The organism is Pseudomonas sp. GW821-FHT09E04, from assembly GCF_059416185.1.
In genome coordinates, this window is record NZ_JBWKOR010000001.1 from 390579 (window position 1) to 406580 (window position 16002).

The following is a 16002-nucleotide window of genomic DNA, read 5'->3' on the forward strand; positions in this document are numbered from 1 at the left end:
GCATGCGTCGGTTGAATATCGACGCAGCGCACTGAGCACTACTTCACCTGATCAGCTTGATTGAATATGAACTGAGCATTCGCCGTAGGTGTAGTCGGCAATATGATTTTTATGATGGGAAGGACTAGTCCGCCAGTCGAATTGAAAAAGTCGACTTGATCGAATTGCGCACCTGCCAGCCCACCTTCCATATAGAAAAAAGCCTGCAAGGGCAGTTCTTTCGGAATGTCCTGTGGCCAGGTCGCGAGAATAAGTTCGATATAGTCATGGACACCTGCAAAGAAGTTCGCCAGTTGATGAGCCCTTATCGTTTGGTAAAAGGCATCCGCGGCTAGGTGATTCATCGAGTCGCTGACGTCAAAGGCACATTGATTCCACGTGTAGCTGTTGTAGTTGGCGATCCATTGCTCTGCGGTGGTTATTCCGAGGACCTTGCAGAGCCGGCTGCGATCCGGTGCATAAGGATGAGCCCCGCAACCGGGCTTTTCTCTTAGTGTTGTAGCTCCATCCTTGGGAAAGGAGCAGAGGATATCGATGTCTCGCTTGTCCGGAGGGGAGTTGAAAATCGGATAGAAAATAAACCCGTTTGTCTTCCGGTATACAAGCGTGGTGAATTTCGAATCCTGGCTCAGAAACGAAAATGAAACGCCACCACTCGATTGCGAATGCGGGCTTGGATTCCACGATTTGTAATTGGTTGAGGGAGTCGTTGCGCGAAGGATAATCCCCCGGCACAAAAACGCTGGCATTGAAGGTTTTCCGCAGTTCTGACGGAGGTCGTTGTACCGGGCGATCAAATCTGCAACTACTTGTGGGCCCGTCTGCTGAACGCTCTGGGCGACACTGATTGATTGCGTCGAGGATTGATCGTTGAATTGACACCCGGTCATCACCAGCATCAATAGCAGCGAGAAGATTCTTTTCATTGTTCTTTACCCGATTGATGTATGGCTCAAAAACCTTGCGCTCCGGCGGGTATGAAGCAACAAAAAAATCTTGATGAATAGCTGTCAGAGTTGACAGGTTTCAAGCATGAAAAAGCGGCCTATGCTGCACAGTTGGCCGCTTATGGAAAGTTACCGTCTGTCAGGATGGACAAGGAGCAAAGCGCTACCCGCGAATCATCTCCCGCACCTTCGCCGTCAACAGATCGAAGGTGAACGGCTTGGTGATCATCTGCATGCCCGGGTCGAGAAACCCGCCGCGTACTGCAGCGTGCTCGGCGTAACCGGTGATGAACAGGACTTTCAGCTCTGGCCGGTATTGCCGGCCGATTTCCGCCAGTTGCCGTCCGTTCATGCCCGGCAGGCCGACGTCGCTGATCAGCAGATCGATACGTTGCTCCGAATCCAGAATCGGCATGGCGCCGTCAGCATCGCCGGCTTCGACAAACCCGTAACCCAATTCACTCAACACCGCGCTGACCAGCACGCGCACGGCCGGGTCGTCTTCGACGATCAAGACGGTTTCGCCTTCCACGGCGTTCGGCGCCTGCTCCGTGTCTGCTGGCGCGTGAGGCAGTGACTCGCCCTGGAAACGCGGCAGATAAAGTTTGACCGTGGTGCCTTGATCGATCTTGCTGTCGATCGACACATGTCCACCGGATTGCTTGCTGAAGCCATAGATCATCGACAGGCCCAACCCCGTGCCCTGGCCGATCGGCTTGGTGGTGAAAAACGGGTCGAATGCGCGATTGATGACACTTTCCGGCATGCCGCAACCATTGTCGGTCACGCTCAAGACGACGTAATCACCGGGCTCAAGATTGCTATAGGTCGCGGTGTAGTCGCGATCCAACACCTGATTACCGGTTTCGACTACCAGATTGCCGCCGTCGGGCATCGCATCCCGAGCGTTGATCACCAGGTTGAGCAGGGCGCTTTCCAGTTGATTGGGGTCGGCTTCGGCCACCCACAATTGTTCATGTAGACGCATATCCAGCTGGATGCTTTCGTTGAGGCTGCGTTGCAGCAATTCGCCCATCGATTGCACCAGGTCATTCATCTGCACCGCTTTGGAGTCCAGCGACTGTCGCCGGGAAAACGCCAGCAAACGGTGAGTCAGGCCGGCGGCACGGTTGGCTGATGTCACGCCGAGATCGATCAGGCTGTCGAGATCTTCAGTCCGTCCACGAGCCAGTCGCCGGCGCAGCAATTCGAGACTGCCGATAATCCCGGTCAGCATATTGTTGAAGTCGTGAGCGATACCGCCGGTGAGCTGGCCGACCGCTTCCATCTTCTGCGACTGGCGCAGGGCTTCTTCGTTGTGCCGCAGTTGCGCCGTGCGTTCCTCGACTTGTTGCTCAAGGGTTTCGAGGGTCGATTGCAGGCGTCGCTCGCTTTCGCTCAGATCAATCAGACGGTCGCGGGCTTCGTACTGTCGTCGTCGCCCGCGCAGGGCAGTCGTGACCAGACTGATCAAGGTCGCCGGATGGAAAGGGCGTTCAAGGAATGTCACGTTGCCCAGCAATTCACTGAGTCGCGAGGAGGGGCCTTGTTCGGACCCACCGTGATGGGTGAGCAGGACGATCGGCAGATCCGACCACGCCGGTTGTTGCTTCAGGTAGGCCAGCAGGCCTTCCAGGTCCGGGCCATTCAGGGCCTCGGCGGCGATCAGCAGCAGACCGGCGCCGGGTTCCAGTTCGGCGCACAGATGCCCCAGGCCGGACGTGATGAGACCGCCGTAACCGGCCTCGTTGAGGATCATCAGCGCAATCTGGCTGTCGCGACCCAGGGGCGCGAGGATCAGCGCCCGTTCGGACAGCGGGACGGTGACGGTCACAAGTTGTCTTCCTTGAGCAGCGGATTGCTCGCGCCGAGGTACGTGGGCACACCGCGCAGCACCCCCTGGAAGGCTTCCAGTGGCTCGCCGATGGTCATGCCCTGGGCGGAAATACGGTATTCACGGATGGTCGATTCGTGGCTGCCGGTGCGTTTCTTGATGATCGAAATCGCCCGACGCACCTTGCCGAGGGCTTCGAAGTAGCGCAACAGGATCACGGTGTCGGCCAGATACGTGATGTCCACCGGCGCCTGCATGTCGCCGACCAGACCGTGCTGGGCGACGGTCATGAAGGTCGCGGCGCCTTTGCGGTTCAGGTACAGCAGCAGTTCGTGCATGTGCAGGACCAGCGCGTTTTCTTCCGGCATCGCGGCCTGATAGCCGTTGATGCTGTCGATCACCACGGTCTTGATGTCGGCTTCATCAACGCAGCGTCGTACCCGGTGAGAGAACTCGCCGGGGGACAGTTCGGCGGCGTCGACTTGCTCGATCAGCAGATTGCCGGTGGCTTGCAGGGCCTTGAGGTCGATGCCGATGTTCTTCATGCGCTCGAACAGCAGCCCCAGTTCTTCATCGAAAATGAACAGTGCCGCCTTCTCGCCACGCGTGACCGCAGCGGCAGCGAAGATCATCGAAATCAGCGATTTGCCAGTACCGGCCGGGCCGAGAATCAACGTGCTGGAGCCGGTTTCGATCCCGCCGCCCAGCAGCGCGTCCATTTCGTAGATGCCACTGGTCAATTGCAGACGCGGGTAATCGCCCCGATGTTCGGCCGCCACCAGACGCGGAAAGACATGCACGCCATCGCCCATGATGGTGAAGTCGTGAAAACCGCCGCGATATTTCTGGCCGCGGTACTTGATCACCCGCACACGTCGGCGTTCGGCGCCGTAATTGGGGGTCAACTCTTCGAGGCGGATGACACCGTGGGCCACGCTGTGCACGGTTTTATCGAGGGACTCTGTCGTCAGGTCGTCCAGCAACAATACCGTCGCGTCATACCGCACGAAGTAGTGCTTGATCGCCAGGATCTGGCGGCGATAACGCAGGGAGCTTTGCGCCAGCAGACGGATCTCCGACAGGCTGTCGAGCACCACGCGGGTCGGTTTGAAGCGCTCGACCACTTCGAAAATCTGTTTGGTGGCTTCGCCCAGCTCAAGATCAGAGGAATACAGCAGGCTCTGCTGATGCTCGGCGTTGAGCAGGCTTTCCGGCGGTGTCAGCTCGAAAATCTCGATGTTTTCGTTCAGGTCCCAGCCGTGGGAGAGCGCACCCTGGCGCAGTTCGCGCTCGGTTTCGGACAGCGTGATGTACAGCGAGCGCTCGCCGGCCCGGGCGCCGGCCAGAAGAAAATGCAACGCCACCGTGGTTTTACCGGTACCGGGCTCGCCCTCCAGCAGGAACACATGACCGCGAGACAAACCACCGGCCAGAATGTCGTCCAGCCCTTCGATGCCTGTGGCGGCTTTTGCGCTGATCAACTCGTTCGATGTAGACAAAAAATGCCCTCTCATGACTAAGGGAAACGAGACAGCGGGCGGGATACGCCTTTGCGGGCTGCCTGTTTACTTGACCCTTTGCCGAGAGGGCGGTTCCGAATTTCTTGCGAGATGTGTCGAGGATGCTGTCAGACGTCGCTCAGAGACCTTGCTGCAGAGACGGATCGTCCGGATTCATCTGTTCGAGTTGGGCCAGCAGAACCTGCACGTTCTGCAATTGGCCACTTTCCTTCCAGTAATTGATCAGCAGCACTCGCGCCTTGCGGTCGGCCGGATGACGCTGGACGATTTCCTGCAACTGTTTCTGCGCCGCTTCCAGTTCCTCGGCGCTGTGCAGGGTGGTGGCGAGGTCGTAGCGATAGTCCTTGTTGTCGGGCTCCAGCTCCACGGCTTTGGACAGGCCGAGCAGGGCGAATTCGCGTTGATCGTGATGTAGCAACCACAGGCCCAGTGCATGTTGCAGATAGGCGGAATCCGGCTGAGCCTTCAATTGTTGGGCCAGCAGTTGTCGGGCGGCGTCACTCTGGCCCTGACGGTCAAGCACTTCGATCTGCATCACCAGCGCCGGCAGGTTGGCGGGATCCAGGCGCAGGGTTTGCTCAAGAGCATCCTGTGCCTGCTTGAGCTCGGCATTGTGCAGATACAGACGTGCCAGTTGCGCGTAGTTGGCGGCGCTTTCCGGCTGGCTCTTGAGTGCCTGCTCCCACACGTCGATGCCTTGCTGCAACGGCGCGAAATACAGGCCCAACTGATCGGGGGACAAGCCGAGCAGAGCGTTGATCGCGGTAAATCGAACGTCCTGATCCTCATCGTCGAGCAACGGGCCGAGCAACAGACTGCGCTGGCCGCCCGGCACCAGGCCGGTCACGCTCCTGATCGCCGCCATTCGTACATCCGGGGATTCGTTCTGCAGATCGGCATCGGCCAGTTTCAACGCTTGCGGGCTCGGGTAGTTCGGCAGTTCGGCGTGCAGCCAGACACGCCGCTTGACCGACAGGTCCGGACGCCCCAGCTGTTGGTACAAAACCCGCGCCGCGCCCGGTTGACCGGCTCGTGCGGCGGCCAGCGCTTCACTGAAACCATGCTTGATGGCCTCCGGCACCACGGGCGCGGTGCTGCGCAGGGACAGCCATCCAACCAGGAGGACAAGCACGAGGCCAAGACTGATGAACAAGTAGCGGCGGGACTGAGGCATGCAGGTATCCGAAGCTTTTATATTGACGCAGAGGGGGCAAGCTTCGGTCAGCTGAAGCCGTGAGTCAAACACTGTGCCCGATATGACCGACCACCATTGATGAATAGCCCTACAACATCTGTCGACCCCGGAAGCCGGCCAGCTCTCGATGCAGTGACTACGCTTGGTGAAGTTCCTTTGGCGAGTGCGCTCATGCAAGCCCTGTTCAATTATTTCAAGGCCGTGATCCACCCCGGTCAGGCAGTGTTGTTGTTTGGTCTGCGCACCATTGCGGCCGGACTGCTGACGTTATACCTGGCGTTCCTGTTCGATCTGGATCAACCCAAGTGGTCGATCATGGCCGTGGTCATCATCAGTCAGCCACTGGCCGGGATGGCGTTGGCCCGCAGTTTCGGCCAGGTCATCGGCACCACGCTCGGCGCTGCGGTGGCGGTGCTGATCATGGCGATTTTTCCTCAGGCGCCTTTGCCATTCATCACAACCCTGGCGCTGTGGCTGGCCCTGTGCACGGCTGGCGGCACGTTGCTGCGCTACACCAGTTCCCAGGCGTTCGTGCTCAGTGGCTACACCGCCGTGGTGGTGGCGCTGCTGGCAATCCCGGATCAGGACGGCACCTTTCTGCTGGCGGTCACCCGGGTCACTGAAACCTTGCTCGCGGTGGCCTGCGTCTGTGTTGTCAGCCTGCTCACGGCCCGCCCCGAGGCGGTTTCGCGCAACTACTTCGCCAAAGTCGATCAGGTCATCAAACTGGTTGCCACCCATGCCGCCGCAGTGATTCGTACCGAAGAAAGCGAAGCCGAATTCCAGCGCCGGCAAATGCAGTTGCTCGGAGAAATCAGCGCCCTGGAAGGCTTGCGTCGCCATCTGTATTTCGATGCCCCGCGCCTGCGCAGTGCCAACAACCTGGTGTTGATGCTGGGCAATCAACTGATGCTGCTGACATCGCGCCTGACAGCCCTGCGTCATCAGCGCCAGTTGCTGACCGCGCGCTGGGACGGCGATCTGCCGCTCGAGGTCCAGCGCTTGCGTGCCGATGAGCTGGCGTTTCTCGATCAATTGGCACAGTACGGGCGTTCACTGCCGGAAGACATGCGGCACCAACTGGTTGTCCTTCAGCAACAATTCGAAGCGCTGGCCTACAGGGCCGAACAGTTGACCGAAGACATGAGCGCCACCTTGCGTTCGCTGGCATGGGCGCTGCGTTGGGAGCAGGCGCGGCTGTTGCAACAACTGGAGCAGATCCTCGAACTGAGCGAAGCGATACAGGAAGGACGGGAGGCCAGTTGCATGTTTCGCGGCCAGTCCAGTCCGCTGCACCTGGATTTCACCCTGGCAGCCATGAACGCCATCCGGGCCTTCAGCGCACTGCTGGTGGCCGGGCTGATCTGGATAGAAACGGCGTGGGACGGTGCACGTGGCGGAATGATTCTGGTGGGAATTCTGTGTTCACTGATGGCAACGTTCCCGCGCCCCTTGATCGCCGCACAGAGCTACGCCCGGGGATTGGGCCTGGCACTGGTGGTTTCGGCGCTGTATCAGTTCATGCTGGTGCCGGCGGTCAACGACTTCGAATGGCTGGCGCTGTTGCTGGCGCCTCTGCTCTATGTGATTGCGGTCGGACTGGCCAGTCCGGCCACGGCGGGCATCGGCATGGGGCTGGGATTGTCGAGTTTCCTGATGCTCGGTCCGCAGAACGTCGGCATCGGGCAGAACACCGCTATCCAATGGTTCGAGTTTGCCGGTGCCTACGTCAGTGCGGCGATGCTGGCCCTGATCGTCTATGCCTGGATTTTTCCGTTCCGCCCGGTGTTGCGAATCCGCCGGTTCTACAACGAAGCGCGGGAGCAGGTGTATCAACTGACGAAAGTGCCCGCTACAGACGAACAGCAATTCACGTTCGAAAGCCGCATGGTCGATCGCCTGACAACCATGCTGGGGCTGTTGCCGGCAGCCAATGATCCGGACATGCAACGACGATATGAAATCAGTCTTGCCTGTGTGGCACTCGGCGTGGCCATCCACCAGCTCAGGCAACAGGTGCAGGGCAACGCCTTGCTCACGGACGCTTTCGGCCAGCAACTGATGACCGCTTTGCGCCAGACCGGCCGCTTCGTCGCTGGCCGTCCGGATGTGCACCTGCCAGCCTTGCTGACTATGCTGCACGCGCTCGGTGATCAGTTGGATGACCTGCATGCCGCGACGCATGAACACCTGTGGTCCGTGTTTCGTATGCGCGTTGCTTTGTTGATCGTCGTCTCGTTTCTTGAGCGTCACGGTGAGTATCTGCAACACAACGCCCCTGAAGGAGAACCGGCCCTTGCCCATTGATTTCGAGGTCGGCGGCGTCTATTTGCCGCCAATCGCCCAGGCCCTGATTCTGGCCATCCCGGTCTTTCTATTGCTGGACTGGGTATTGCGCCGCCTCGGCGTGCTGCGTCTGGTCTGGCATGAAGCGCTGTTCGAAGGGGCGTTGTACGCCTGTGTTTGCGCCACATTGATTTTGTTGATGGGAGCCTGATGCCTTGAAGACGTTGCTCACTCGATTGACGACATTGGCAGTGGTGTTGCTGGCAATCGTGCTCGGCTGGTTCGCCTGGGAGCATTACACCCGAGCCCCATGGACACGGGATGCGCGGGTGAGGGCGGATGTCGTGACCCTGTCGGCGGATGTCTCGGGGCGTATCGTCAGTCTGGCGGTGCAGGACAACCAGCATGTCGACAAGGGCCAATTGCTGCTGGAGATCGATCCGGCTCGCTACAGCCTGGCGGTTGAACATGCCAGGCGTTCAGTCGAAGTGGCCAGGGCCACGCTCGGCCAATCCCGGGCCGCCATCGTTGCCAGCGAGGCGTTGCTCAAGCAACGCGAGAGCGAAGAACGGCGCAGACGCACGCTCAAGCAGGGCTTTGCGATCTCCGGGGAAGAATGGGAAAAGTCCAGTACCGAAGTGGCCGTGGCCCAGGCTGATCTGCTGCGCAACCAGGCCAATCTGGGTCTGGCGCAAGCCAACGTGCAATTGGCGATTGCAGCACTGACTCAGGCCGATCTGGACTTGCAGCGCACCCGTGTCGAATCGCCGGTCAGCGGCTATGTCACCAACCTGTTGACCCGTCAGGGGGATTACGCGGTGGCTGGCGGTGCGTTGCTGGCACTGGTCGATAGCGATTCGTTCTATGTCAGTGGCTATTTCGAGGAAACCAAATTGCCAAGGATCGAGGAGGGCGACCGCGTGCGAATTGAATTGATGAGTGGCGAAAAATTTGGCGGCACTGTGCAAAGCATCGCCTTCGCCATTGCCGATCGGGAAAATGCACCAGGCAGTCGATTGCTGGCCAACATCAACCCCAGCTACACCTGGGTGAAGCTTGCACAGCGGGTGCCGGTGCGGATCGGCATCGACCCGGATTACGCGGGCAAGGACCGATTGAGGGCAGGCACCACCGCCACCGTCACGGTGCTGGAGAACCATGAAAGACAGGCACAAAAAAGCCCCGCGACCGAATGATACGCGGGGCAAAGAATTTGGTTGGTTGCGGCCAACCAAAGGAGCTCTTTAAAAACTGTTACTTGCTGGCGACCGTTTCTGGCTGCCAGCCGCCGCCGAGGGCCTTGTAGATCGCGACGATGCCGCGATACAGATCGACTTCGGCCTGGGCCTGACTGTCTTCGGCGTTCAAACGCTCACGCTGGGCGTCGAGCAGCACGAGGAAATCCGTGGTGCCTTCGCGATAGCGGATTTCAGCCAGATCGGCAGCCTTGCGGCTTGATTCGCTCTGGCGGATCAGCGAGATCAACCGTTGCTGGCGTTTGCCGTAATCGCTGAAGGCATTCTCCGATTCTTCCAGAGCCAGCAGCACTTGCTGCTCGTAGGTCGCCAGTGCGCCTTCGGCATCGGCGTCGGCACCGCGCAAACGGGCCCGCACGCTGCCAAGGTCGAACGCCGCCCAAGTGATGCTCGGGCCCAGTGCCCAGGCGTTGGCCGCCGAGGAACCGATCTGCGAACCACGCCCGGCCGTCCAGCCGAGGAAGCCGCTGAGGCTGACCCGTGGGAACAGGTCGGCCTTGGCCACACCGATACGCGCCGTGGCGGAAGCCAGTTTGCGTTCGGCGCTGAGAATGTCCGGACGACGTTGCAGCAGTTCGCCTGGATTGCCGATCGGCAATGCCTTGGCGATGGCTGGCAAGTCTTTCGGGCTCAGGTCGACGGTCAGCTTGTCCGGACGCTCGCCCAACAGGGTAGCGATGCGGTTTTTCTGGCGAACCTGTTCGGCCTGCAATTGCGGCACGCTGGCTTCGACCGATGCCAGACGCGCATCGGCACGTTCGACATCGAGCTGGTCGCCAACGCCGGCGTCACGCAGGCTGATGGTGATCTTGCGCGACTCCTGTTGGTTCTCCAGGTTGGCCACGGCGATCTTTTCCCGCAGTTGTGCACCGCGCAGTTGACCGTAAGCGTCCACCAGTTCGGCAATCATGGTGACTTGCAGCTGGTACAGATCGGCTTCGGCAGCCTGCTGGTCAGCGTCGCTGGCTTCCAGATTGCGCTGGATGCGGCCAAACAGATCGATTTCCCAGGCCATGTCCAGACCCAGGTCATAGCGTTCGCTGTTGACCCGTTTGGTGGTCTGGCCGGGAATCTGACCCTTGGCCAGATCGCTGCTGGCGCGGCTGGTGATGGTCGGCATGGCGTCGTTGCTGACGTCGTCGCGGATCGCCCGTGCAGCTTTCCAGCGGGCGAACGCCACGCGCAGTTGGCGGTTGCCTTGCAGCGATTGAGTCACCAACTGGTTGAGGGTCGGATCGTCGAACTGCTGCCACCAGATGCCTTCGAACTTCGAACGGTCAAAGTTCTTCTGGCCGGCGGCGCCGTCGGTGGCGGCCGTGATGTTGGCCGCCTCCGTGGCTGGGGTCTTGTAGTCGGGACCGACTGCACAGGCGCTCAAGGCCAGTACCAGCAGGCTCGGCAGGAAGACTTTCAGACTCATTGTTGCGCCTCCAGTTTCAGGGACTTGGCCGCTTTGCGAGCCTCACCGCGTTCCACGAAGTTGCGGATCAGCACATAGAACACCGGCGTCAGCAGCAGACCGAAAAAGGTCACGCCGAGCATCCCGGAGAACACCGCCACACCCATGGCATGACGCATCTCGGCACCGGCACCGCTGGAGAACACCAGTGGCACCACACCCATGATGAACGCGAACGAGGTCATCAGGATCGGACGCAGACGCAGACGGCAGGCTTCCAGTACAGCGGCCAGCGGGTCGAGACCTTCTTGCTGTTTGTCCTTGGCGAACTCGACGATCAGAATCGCGTTCTTGCACGCCAGGCCCACCAGTACGATCAGGCCGATTTGGGTGAAGATGTTGTTGTCACCGCCGGAGATGATCACACCGGTAATGGCCGACAGCAGGGTCATCGGTACGATCAGGATCACTGCCAGTGGCAGGCTCCAGCTTTCGTATTGAGCCGCGAGCACCAGGAACGCCAGCAGTACGCAGAGCGGGAACACGAACAGCGCGGTGTTGCCGGACAGAATCTGCTGGTAGGTCAGGTCGGTCCACTCGTAGGTCATGCCGTTCGGAAGTTCATCCTTGAGCAGTTTTTCGATGGCTTTTTCGGCCTGGCCGGAGCTGTAGCCTGGGGCTGCTGCACCGTTGATTTCAGCGGTGATGAAGCCGTTGTAGTGCATCACGCGATCCGGACCCGAGGTGTCGCTGACCTTGATGAAGGTCGCCAACGGGATCATTTCGCCCTTGTTGTTGCGTACTTTCAGCTGGCCGATCTGGTCGGATTCGAGGCGGAACTGCTGTTCAGCCTGAACGTTGACCTGATAGGTGCGACCGAAGCGGTTGAAGTCGTTGGCATACAGCGAACCCAGGTAGATCTGCAGGGTGTCGAAGATGTCGCTGACGGCCACGCCGTGGGTCTTGGCTTTTTCGCGGTCGATGGCAGCATCGACCTGTGGCACGTTCACGGTGTAGCTGGTGAACAGCCCGGCCAGTTCAGGCACGCTGTGGCTCTTGGTGATGATGTTCATGGTTTCCTTGTACAGCTCGTCGTAGCCAAGGTTGCCCCGGTCTTCGATTTGCAGGCGGAAACCACCGATGGTGCCCAGACCTTGTACCGGCGGCGGCGGGAAGATCGCCATGTAGGCTTCCTGGATCCCGGCGTACTGGCCGTTCAAGGCACCGGCAATCGCACCGGCGGACATGCTCGGGTCTTTACGCTCGTCGAACGGTTTGAGGGTCACGAACACGATGCCGGCGTTCGGGCTGTTGGTGAAGCCGTTGATCGACAGACCCGGGAACGCTACGGCGCTTTCCACGCCCGGCTGTTTCAGGGCCAGGTCGGACATGCGCTTGATCACGTCTTCGGTGCGGTCCAGGCTCGCGGCGTCCGGCAGTTGCGCGAAGGCCACCAGGTATTGCTTGTCCTGGCCGGGCACGAAACCGGTCGGGGTGCTGGAGAAACCGAAGAAGGTCAGCACCATCAGGCCTGCGTACAGGAAGAGGGCGATGCCGCTGCCACGGATAACCCGGCGCACGGTGCCGACGTAGCCATGGCTGGCGCGGTCGAAGAAGCGGTTGAACGGACGGAACAGCCAGCCACCGAAGATCTTGTCCAGCACTTTGGAGAAGCGGTCTTTCGGTGCGTCGTGACCTTTGAGCAACACAGCGGCCAGCGCTGGCGACAGGGTCAGCGAGTTGAAGGCCGAGATCACTGTCGAGATCGCGATGGTCAAGGCGAACTGCTTGTAGAACTGACCGGTGAGGCCCGAGATGAATGCAGCGGGTACGAACACCGCACACAGCACCAGCGCCGTGGCAATGATCGGACCGGTCACTTCACCCATGGCCTTTTTGGTCGCATCGAAGGGGTTGAGTCCCAGTTCAATGTTCCGCTCGACGTTCTCCACCACCACGATGGCGTCGTCCACAACGATACCGATCGCCAGTACCAGGCCGAAAAGTGACAGCGCGTTGAGCGAGAAGCCGAACAGGTGCATCACCGCAAACGTACCGATCAACGATACCGGCACCGCCACCAACGGAATGATCGAGGCACGCCAGGTCTGCAGGAACAGGATCACCACCAGAACCACGAGGATCAGCGCTTCGAAGAGGGTGTGAACCACCGCCTCGATGGAGCCACGCACGAAGATCGTCGGGTCATAGACGATGCTGTAGTCCATGCCTTGCGGGAAGCTTTTCTTCAGTTCTTCCATCTTGCCGCGAACTTCGTTCGAGATTTCGATGGCGTTGGAGCCCGGGCGCTGGAAGATCGGGATCGCTACGGCAGGCTGGTTGTTCAGCAACGAACGCAGGGCGTATTGGCTCGAACCCAGTTCAACGCGGGCGATGTCTTTCAGACGCGTGATTTCACCGTTGTCGCCTGCGCGAATGATGATGTTCTCGAACTCTTCCTCGGAGACCAGACGGCCCTGAGTGTTGACCGACAACTGGAAGCTCTGGGCATTCGGGGCAGGGGGGGCGCCCAGTTGGCCGGCGGCGACCTGACGGTTCTGCTCGCGAATGGCGGTCACGACATCAGTGGCAGTCAGATTGCGCGAAGCGGTCTTGTTCGGATCGAGCCATACACGCAGCGAGTAATCGCCCATACCGAACAGCTGCACATCACCGACACCACCAAGGCGAGCGAGCTCATCCTTGATGTTGAGGATTGCGTAGTTGGACAGGTACAGCATGTCGTAGCGTTTATCCGGCGAGGTCAAGTGCACAACCATGGTCAGGTCGGGCGAGGCCTTGTCGACGGTGATACCGATGCGCGTCACTTCTTCTGGAAGTTTCGGCTCGGTCCGGGTCACGCGGTTCTGCACCTGCACCTGCGCGTTGTCCAGGTCAGTGCCCAGGGCGAAGGTGATGGTCAGGGTGATCTTGCCGTCAGCGGTCGACTGCGAGGACATGTACAGCATGTTCTCAACGCCGGTGATGGCCTGCTCCAGTGGAGCCGCCACGGTTTCACCGATGACTTTAGGGTTGGCACCCGGGAAGTTGGCACGCACCACCACGGTCGGTGGCACGACTTCCGGGTATTCGCTGATCGGCAACTGGAACAGCGAGATCGCACCGGCGATCAGGATCAACAGCGAAAGCACCGCTGCGAAGATCGGCCGTGAAATGAAGAATTGGGAAAAATTCATCGGAGTTGTCGTCCCTTAACCGCGTGGGGTCGCAGCAGCCAGTTTCACAACCGATCCCGACGCGCCTTTGGCAGGTGCGACTTTGGGCAGGTTGCTGGCTTCCAGCGCTTGTCGTTGTTGAGCCAGTGCAGCAATGGTCTGCTCGCTGGCCATCGGGATCACTTCAGGCGTGACCGGAGAACCAGGGCGAACCCGTTGCAGACCCTTGACGATGATCGTGTCGTCCTTGTTCAAGCCGCTGCGCACGATGCGCAGGCCTTCGATCTTCGGACCGAGTTCAACGGCGCGGTAGGCGGTTTTGTTGTCGCCATCCATCACCAGCACGAACTTCTTGCCGAGGTCGGTGCCGACCGCTTCATCGTTGATCAACATGGCGTTGTAAGTGCCGCTGCCGACCAGTTTCAGTCGTGCGTACAGGCCCGGGGTGTAGGTGCCGTCGCTGTTGTCGAACACGGCGCGACCACGGATGGTGCCGGTCTTTGGGTTGACCTGGTTATCGACGAAGTTCATCTGACCCTGGTGCGGGTTGCCGTCTTCATTGGACAGACCCATGTACACCGGCGTGGTCGCGCCACGCTGACCCTGACGGGCGAGTTGGGTGTATTTGAGGAACACACGCTCGTCGGCGTCAAAGTAGGCGTAGACCTTGTCGGTGGAAACCACGCTGGTCAGCGGAGTGGTGTCGGCAGTCACCAGGTTGCCGGCGGTGATCTCGGCACGGCTGACGCGACCGCTGATTGGGGAGGTTACACGGGTGAAGCTCAGGTTCAGCTTGGCCAGATCCAGCTGCGCTTGCAGGGCGCCGACAGCGGCACGTGCTTCTTGTGCAGCGCTGGTGCGCGAGTCAGCCAGTTCGGCGGAGATGGCGTTGCTGGCACGCAGGCGCTCGCCACGGCCGGCTTCGTTTTCACTGCGGGTGGCGTTGGCGCGGGATTGGGCGACCAGGGCTTCGAGGCGGCGAACCTCAGCCTGGAACGGACGCGGGTCGATCTGGAACAGCAGGTCGCCTTTCTTGACCAGTGCACCTTCGGTGAAGGCGACTTCGTCGATCTGGCCGGAGACCCGCGGACGGATTTCAACGGTTTCCGGCGCCTCGAGGCGCCCGGTGAATTCGTCCCACTCGTTGACCGGTTGTTCCAGCACCTTGGCCACACTGACCTTGGCAGCAGGCATGGCGGCGGCGGTCTCTGGAGCTTTGCCGCAGGCGCTCATCACCATCACGGCCAACAGAGCCAACGGGAAGCGCAAATGTTTGAGTGATTGTTCCATGGATGCATCCGCCAATGTATTGAAGATGGGCGGATGATGCTCGGCGGGTTGATAGCAAACGAATCGAATGACACGAAGGTAACTATCATTCGGAATGATATAAGACCGAGCGAAGCCCTCTAGCATGCACCTTTCGTTAGGGGGCTATCAAATGAAATGATGACAAAACTGTGTTGCGTGGCAAGTAAAAAAGCAGCAACACCTTTTCAAAGGTGAATTGCAGAAACAAAGAGACGGCCACGTGGGCCGTCTCGATCAGCTAGGTGTCGACGTGTTTCAGTTGACGCCCTTGCGGTTTGGACCAAAACGATTCGGGCCCGGCTGGCTGTCTTGTGCAAGGAACACGATGTTGACGATTGGCAGCAACAACCACCAGCCGCTGCGGTCGGTGTCGTGCATGCGGCGTACGCCTACCGCGAGCGCCGGCAGGAACACTGCCAGACTATAAAGGTTGTACAGGATGCCTTTGGTGTTCAGCATGGCATCGAGAACGCCGATGACAATGGAAACCCCAAGGTTGATCAGAATGAACATCCAGTATTCACGGCGAGTGGCGCGGCCCTGAAACACTACGTAGTTCTTTAATGCTTCGAGGTATGGGTTACCCGTCGTGATGGCGGGGCCATTTGCATAGACTTGTTGTGTTGCTTGAGGCGCCCCGCACTGCGGGCAAGCCACGGCCAGACTGCTAATTTCCTTGGCGCAACCGCGGCAGAAAACCATGCTCATATTTTTTCCCTAAAATTATTCAATCGATAAACAGGACAACACAAACGCGGCAATACCTGACAAAACAATGCCGGCAATCGCGAGGTTTCTTCCTGAGTGTTTTTGGTTGATACAGACGATGCCGCAAATGAGGCCCGCGAGGCTGAGAGTTCCCACACCGACAATCGCGTCCCTGTCCCATTCGGAGTCATCAAACAGGGTGAGTGCGCTGATAATTCCGAGGATCAACGAAACGATGGCCAGCCAAGGCATTTCGGCTTGCGTTTGCGGCACTGAGGCCTGTTGGGCGGCCCCGCATTGGGGGCAGGTGAGCGCCGTTTCGTGTAGCTCCTTGGCGCATGCACGACAATAGACCATTGCCATCGTTTTC

Annotated in this window: 12 protein-coding genes; 3 read left to right on the forward strand and 9 right to left on the reverse strand. The window is 59.6% G+C overall.

Going from position 1 to position 16002, the window contains the following annotated elements; genetic code table 11:
* Nucleotides 1–38: 38 nt before the first annotated feature.
* From AC07N4_RS01885 to AC07N4_RS01900, 4 genes are all read right to left on the reverse strand, one after another.
* The gene (locus AC07N4_RS01885; protein WP_102619830.1) at nucleotides 39–926 is read right to left on the reverse strand and encodes a halovibrin HvnA; all 888 of its coding nucleotides are present in this window, start codon (nucleotides 924–926) and stop codon (nucleotides 39–41) included.
* 184 nt (nucleotides 927–1110) lie between these two features.
* Entirely contained in the window at nucleotides 1111–2781 is a 1671-nt protein-coding gene (locus tag AC07N4_RS01890; RefSeq protein WP_493064810.1) for an ATP-binding protein, read from the reverse strand.
* Complete coding sequence (locus AC07N4_RS01895) at nucleotides 2778–4280, reverse strand: ATPase domain-containing protein (RefSeq protein WP_273536772.1); 1503 nt, start codon at nucleotides 4278–4280, stop codon at nucleotides 2778–2780. Before AC07N4_RS01895 ends, AC07N4_RS01890 begins: the two co-directional genes overlap by 4 nt.
* Before the next feature lie 139 nt (nucleotides 4281–4419).
* Nucleotides 4420–5475, reverse strand: coding sequence for a tetratricopeptide repeat protein (locus AC07N4_RS01900; protein ID WP_102619833.1), 1056 nt, complete (start codon nucleotides 5473–5475; stop codon nucleotides 4420–4422).
* A 192-nt stretch (nucleotides 5476–5667) separates the two neighbouring features.
* On the opposite strand from AC07N4_RS01900, the gene AC07N4_RS01905 reads away from it, so the two are divergent.
* Genes AC07N4_RS01905 through AC07N4_RS01915 form a run of 3 tightly spaced genes read left to right on the forward strand, consistent with a single transcriptional unit; the run spans nucleotide 5668 to nucleotide 8978 of the window.
* A complete protein-coding gene (locus AC07N4_RS01905) occupies nucleotides 5668–7803 on the forward strand; it encodes an FUSC family protein (protein WP_493064811.1) in 2136 nt (711 codons plus the stop codon).
* Nucleotides 7793–7993 (forward strand): DUF1656 domain-containing protein, encoded by a 201-nt coding sequence (locus AC07N4_RS01910; RefSeq protein WP_096820375.1) that lies wholly within the window; start codon nucleotides 7793–7795, stop codon nucleotides 7991–7993. The genes AC07N4_RS01905 and AC07N4_RS01910 overlap by 11 nt, the downstream gene beginning before the upstream one ends.
* Before the next feature lie 4 nt (nucleotides 7994–7997).
* A complete protein-coding gene (locus AC07N4_RS01915; protein ID WP_493064812.1) occupies nucleotides 7998–8978 on the forward strand; it encodes an HlyD family secretion protein in 981 nt (326 codons plus the stop codon).
* A 58-nt stretch (nucleotides 8979–9036) separates the two neighbouring features.
* Here AC07N4_RS01915 and AC07N4_RS01920 read toward each other — a convergent pair whose 3' ends face one another.
* The 5 genes from AC07N4_RS01920 to AC07N4_RS01940 all read right to left on the reverse strand — a co-directional run bounded on the left by AC07N4_RS01920 (nucleotide 9037) and on the right by AC07N4_RS01940 (nucleotide 15995).
* Complete coding sequence (locus tag AC07N4_RS01920; RefSeq protein ID WP_096820377.1) at nucleotides 9037–10458, reverse strand: efflux transporter outer membrane subunit; 1422 nt, start codon at nucleotides 10456–10458, stop codon at nucleotides 9037–9039.
* Nucleotides 10455–13634: an efflux RND transporter permease subunit gene (locus tag AC07N4_RS01925; RefSeq protein WP_102619836.1), complete on the reverse strand. Its 3180-nt coding sequence runs from the start codon at nucleotides 13632–13634 to the stop codon at nucleotides 10455–10457. Before AC07N4_RS01925 ends, AC07N4_RS01920 begins: the two co-directional genes overlap by 4 nt.
* Before the next feature lie 15 nt (nucleotides 13635–13649).
* On the reverse strand, nucleotides 13650–14903 hold the full coding sequence (mexE, locus tag AC07N4_RS01930) for a multidrug efflux RND transporter periplasmic adaptor subunit MexE (RefSeq protein WP_096820379.1): 1254 nt from the start codon (nucleotides 14901–14903) through the stop codon (nucleotides 13650–13652).
* 276 nt (nucleotides 14904–15179) lie between these two features.
* Nucleotides 15180–15632 (reverse strand): DUF805 domain-containing protein, encoded by a 453-nt coding sequence (locus tag AC07N4_RS01935; protein ID WP_493064813.1) that lies wholly within the window; start codon nucleotides 15630–15632, stop codon nucleotides 15180–15182.
* Between the two features lie 15 nt (nucleotides 15633–15647).
* Nucleotides 15648–15995: a DUF4190 domain-containing protein gene (locus tag AC07N4_RS01940; RefSeq protein ID WP_096820381.1), complete on the reverse strand. Its 348-nt coding sequence runs from the start codon at nucleotides 15993–15995 to the stop codon at nucleotides 15648–15650.
* Between the last annotated feature and the right edge of the window lie 7 nt (nucleotides 15996–16002).

Coding starts and splice junctions, on each gene's coding strand:
- mexE (WP_096820379.1), bottom strand. CDS start 14,903: ATGGAACAATCACTCAAACATTTGCGCTTCCCGTTGGCTCTGTTGGCC.
- AC07N4_RS01920 (WP_096820377.1), bottom strand. CDS start 10,458: ATGAGTCTGAAAGTCTTCCTGCCGAGCCTGCTGGTACTGGCCTTGAGC.
- AC07N4_RS01900 (WP_102619833.1), bottom strand. CDS start 5,475: ATGCCTCAGTCCCGCCGCTACTTGTTCATCAGTCTTGGCCTCGTGCTT.
- AC07N4_RS01940 (WP_096820381.1), bottom strand. CDS start 15,995: ATGGCAATGGTCTATTGTCGTGCATGCGCCAAGGAGCTACACGAAACG.
- AC07N4_RS01925 (WP_102619836.1), bottom strand. CDS start 13,634: ATGAATTTTTCCCAATTCTTCATTTCACGGCCGATCTTCGCAGCGGTG.
- AC07N4_RS01905 (WP_493064811.1), top strand. CDS start 5,668: ATGCAAGCCCTGTTCAATTATTTCAAGGCCGTGATCCACCCCGGTCAG.
- AC07N4_RS01935 (WP_493064813.1), bottom strand. CDS start 15,632: ATGAGCATGGTTTTCTGCCGCGGTTGCGCCAAGGAAATTAGCAGTCTG.
- AC07N4_RS01885 (WP_102619830.1), bottom strand. CDS start 926: ATGAAAAGAATCTTCTCGCTGCTATTGATGCTGGTGATGACCGGGTGT.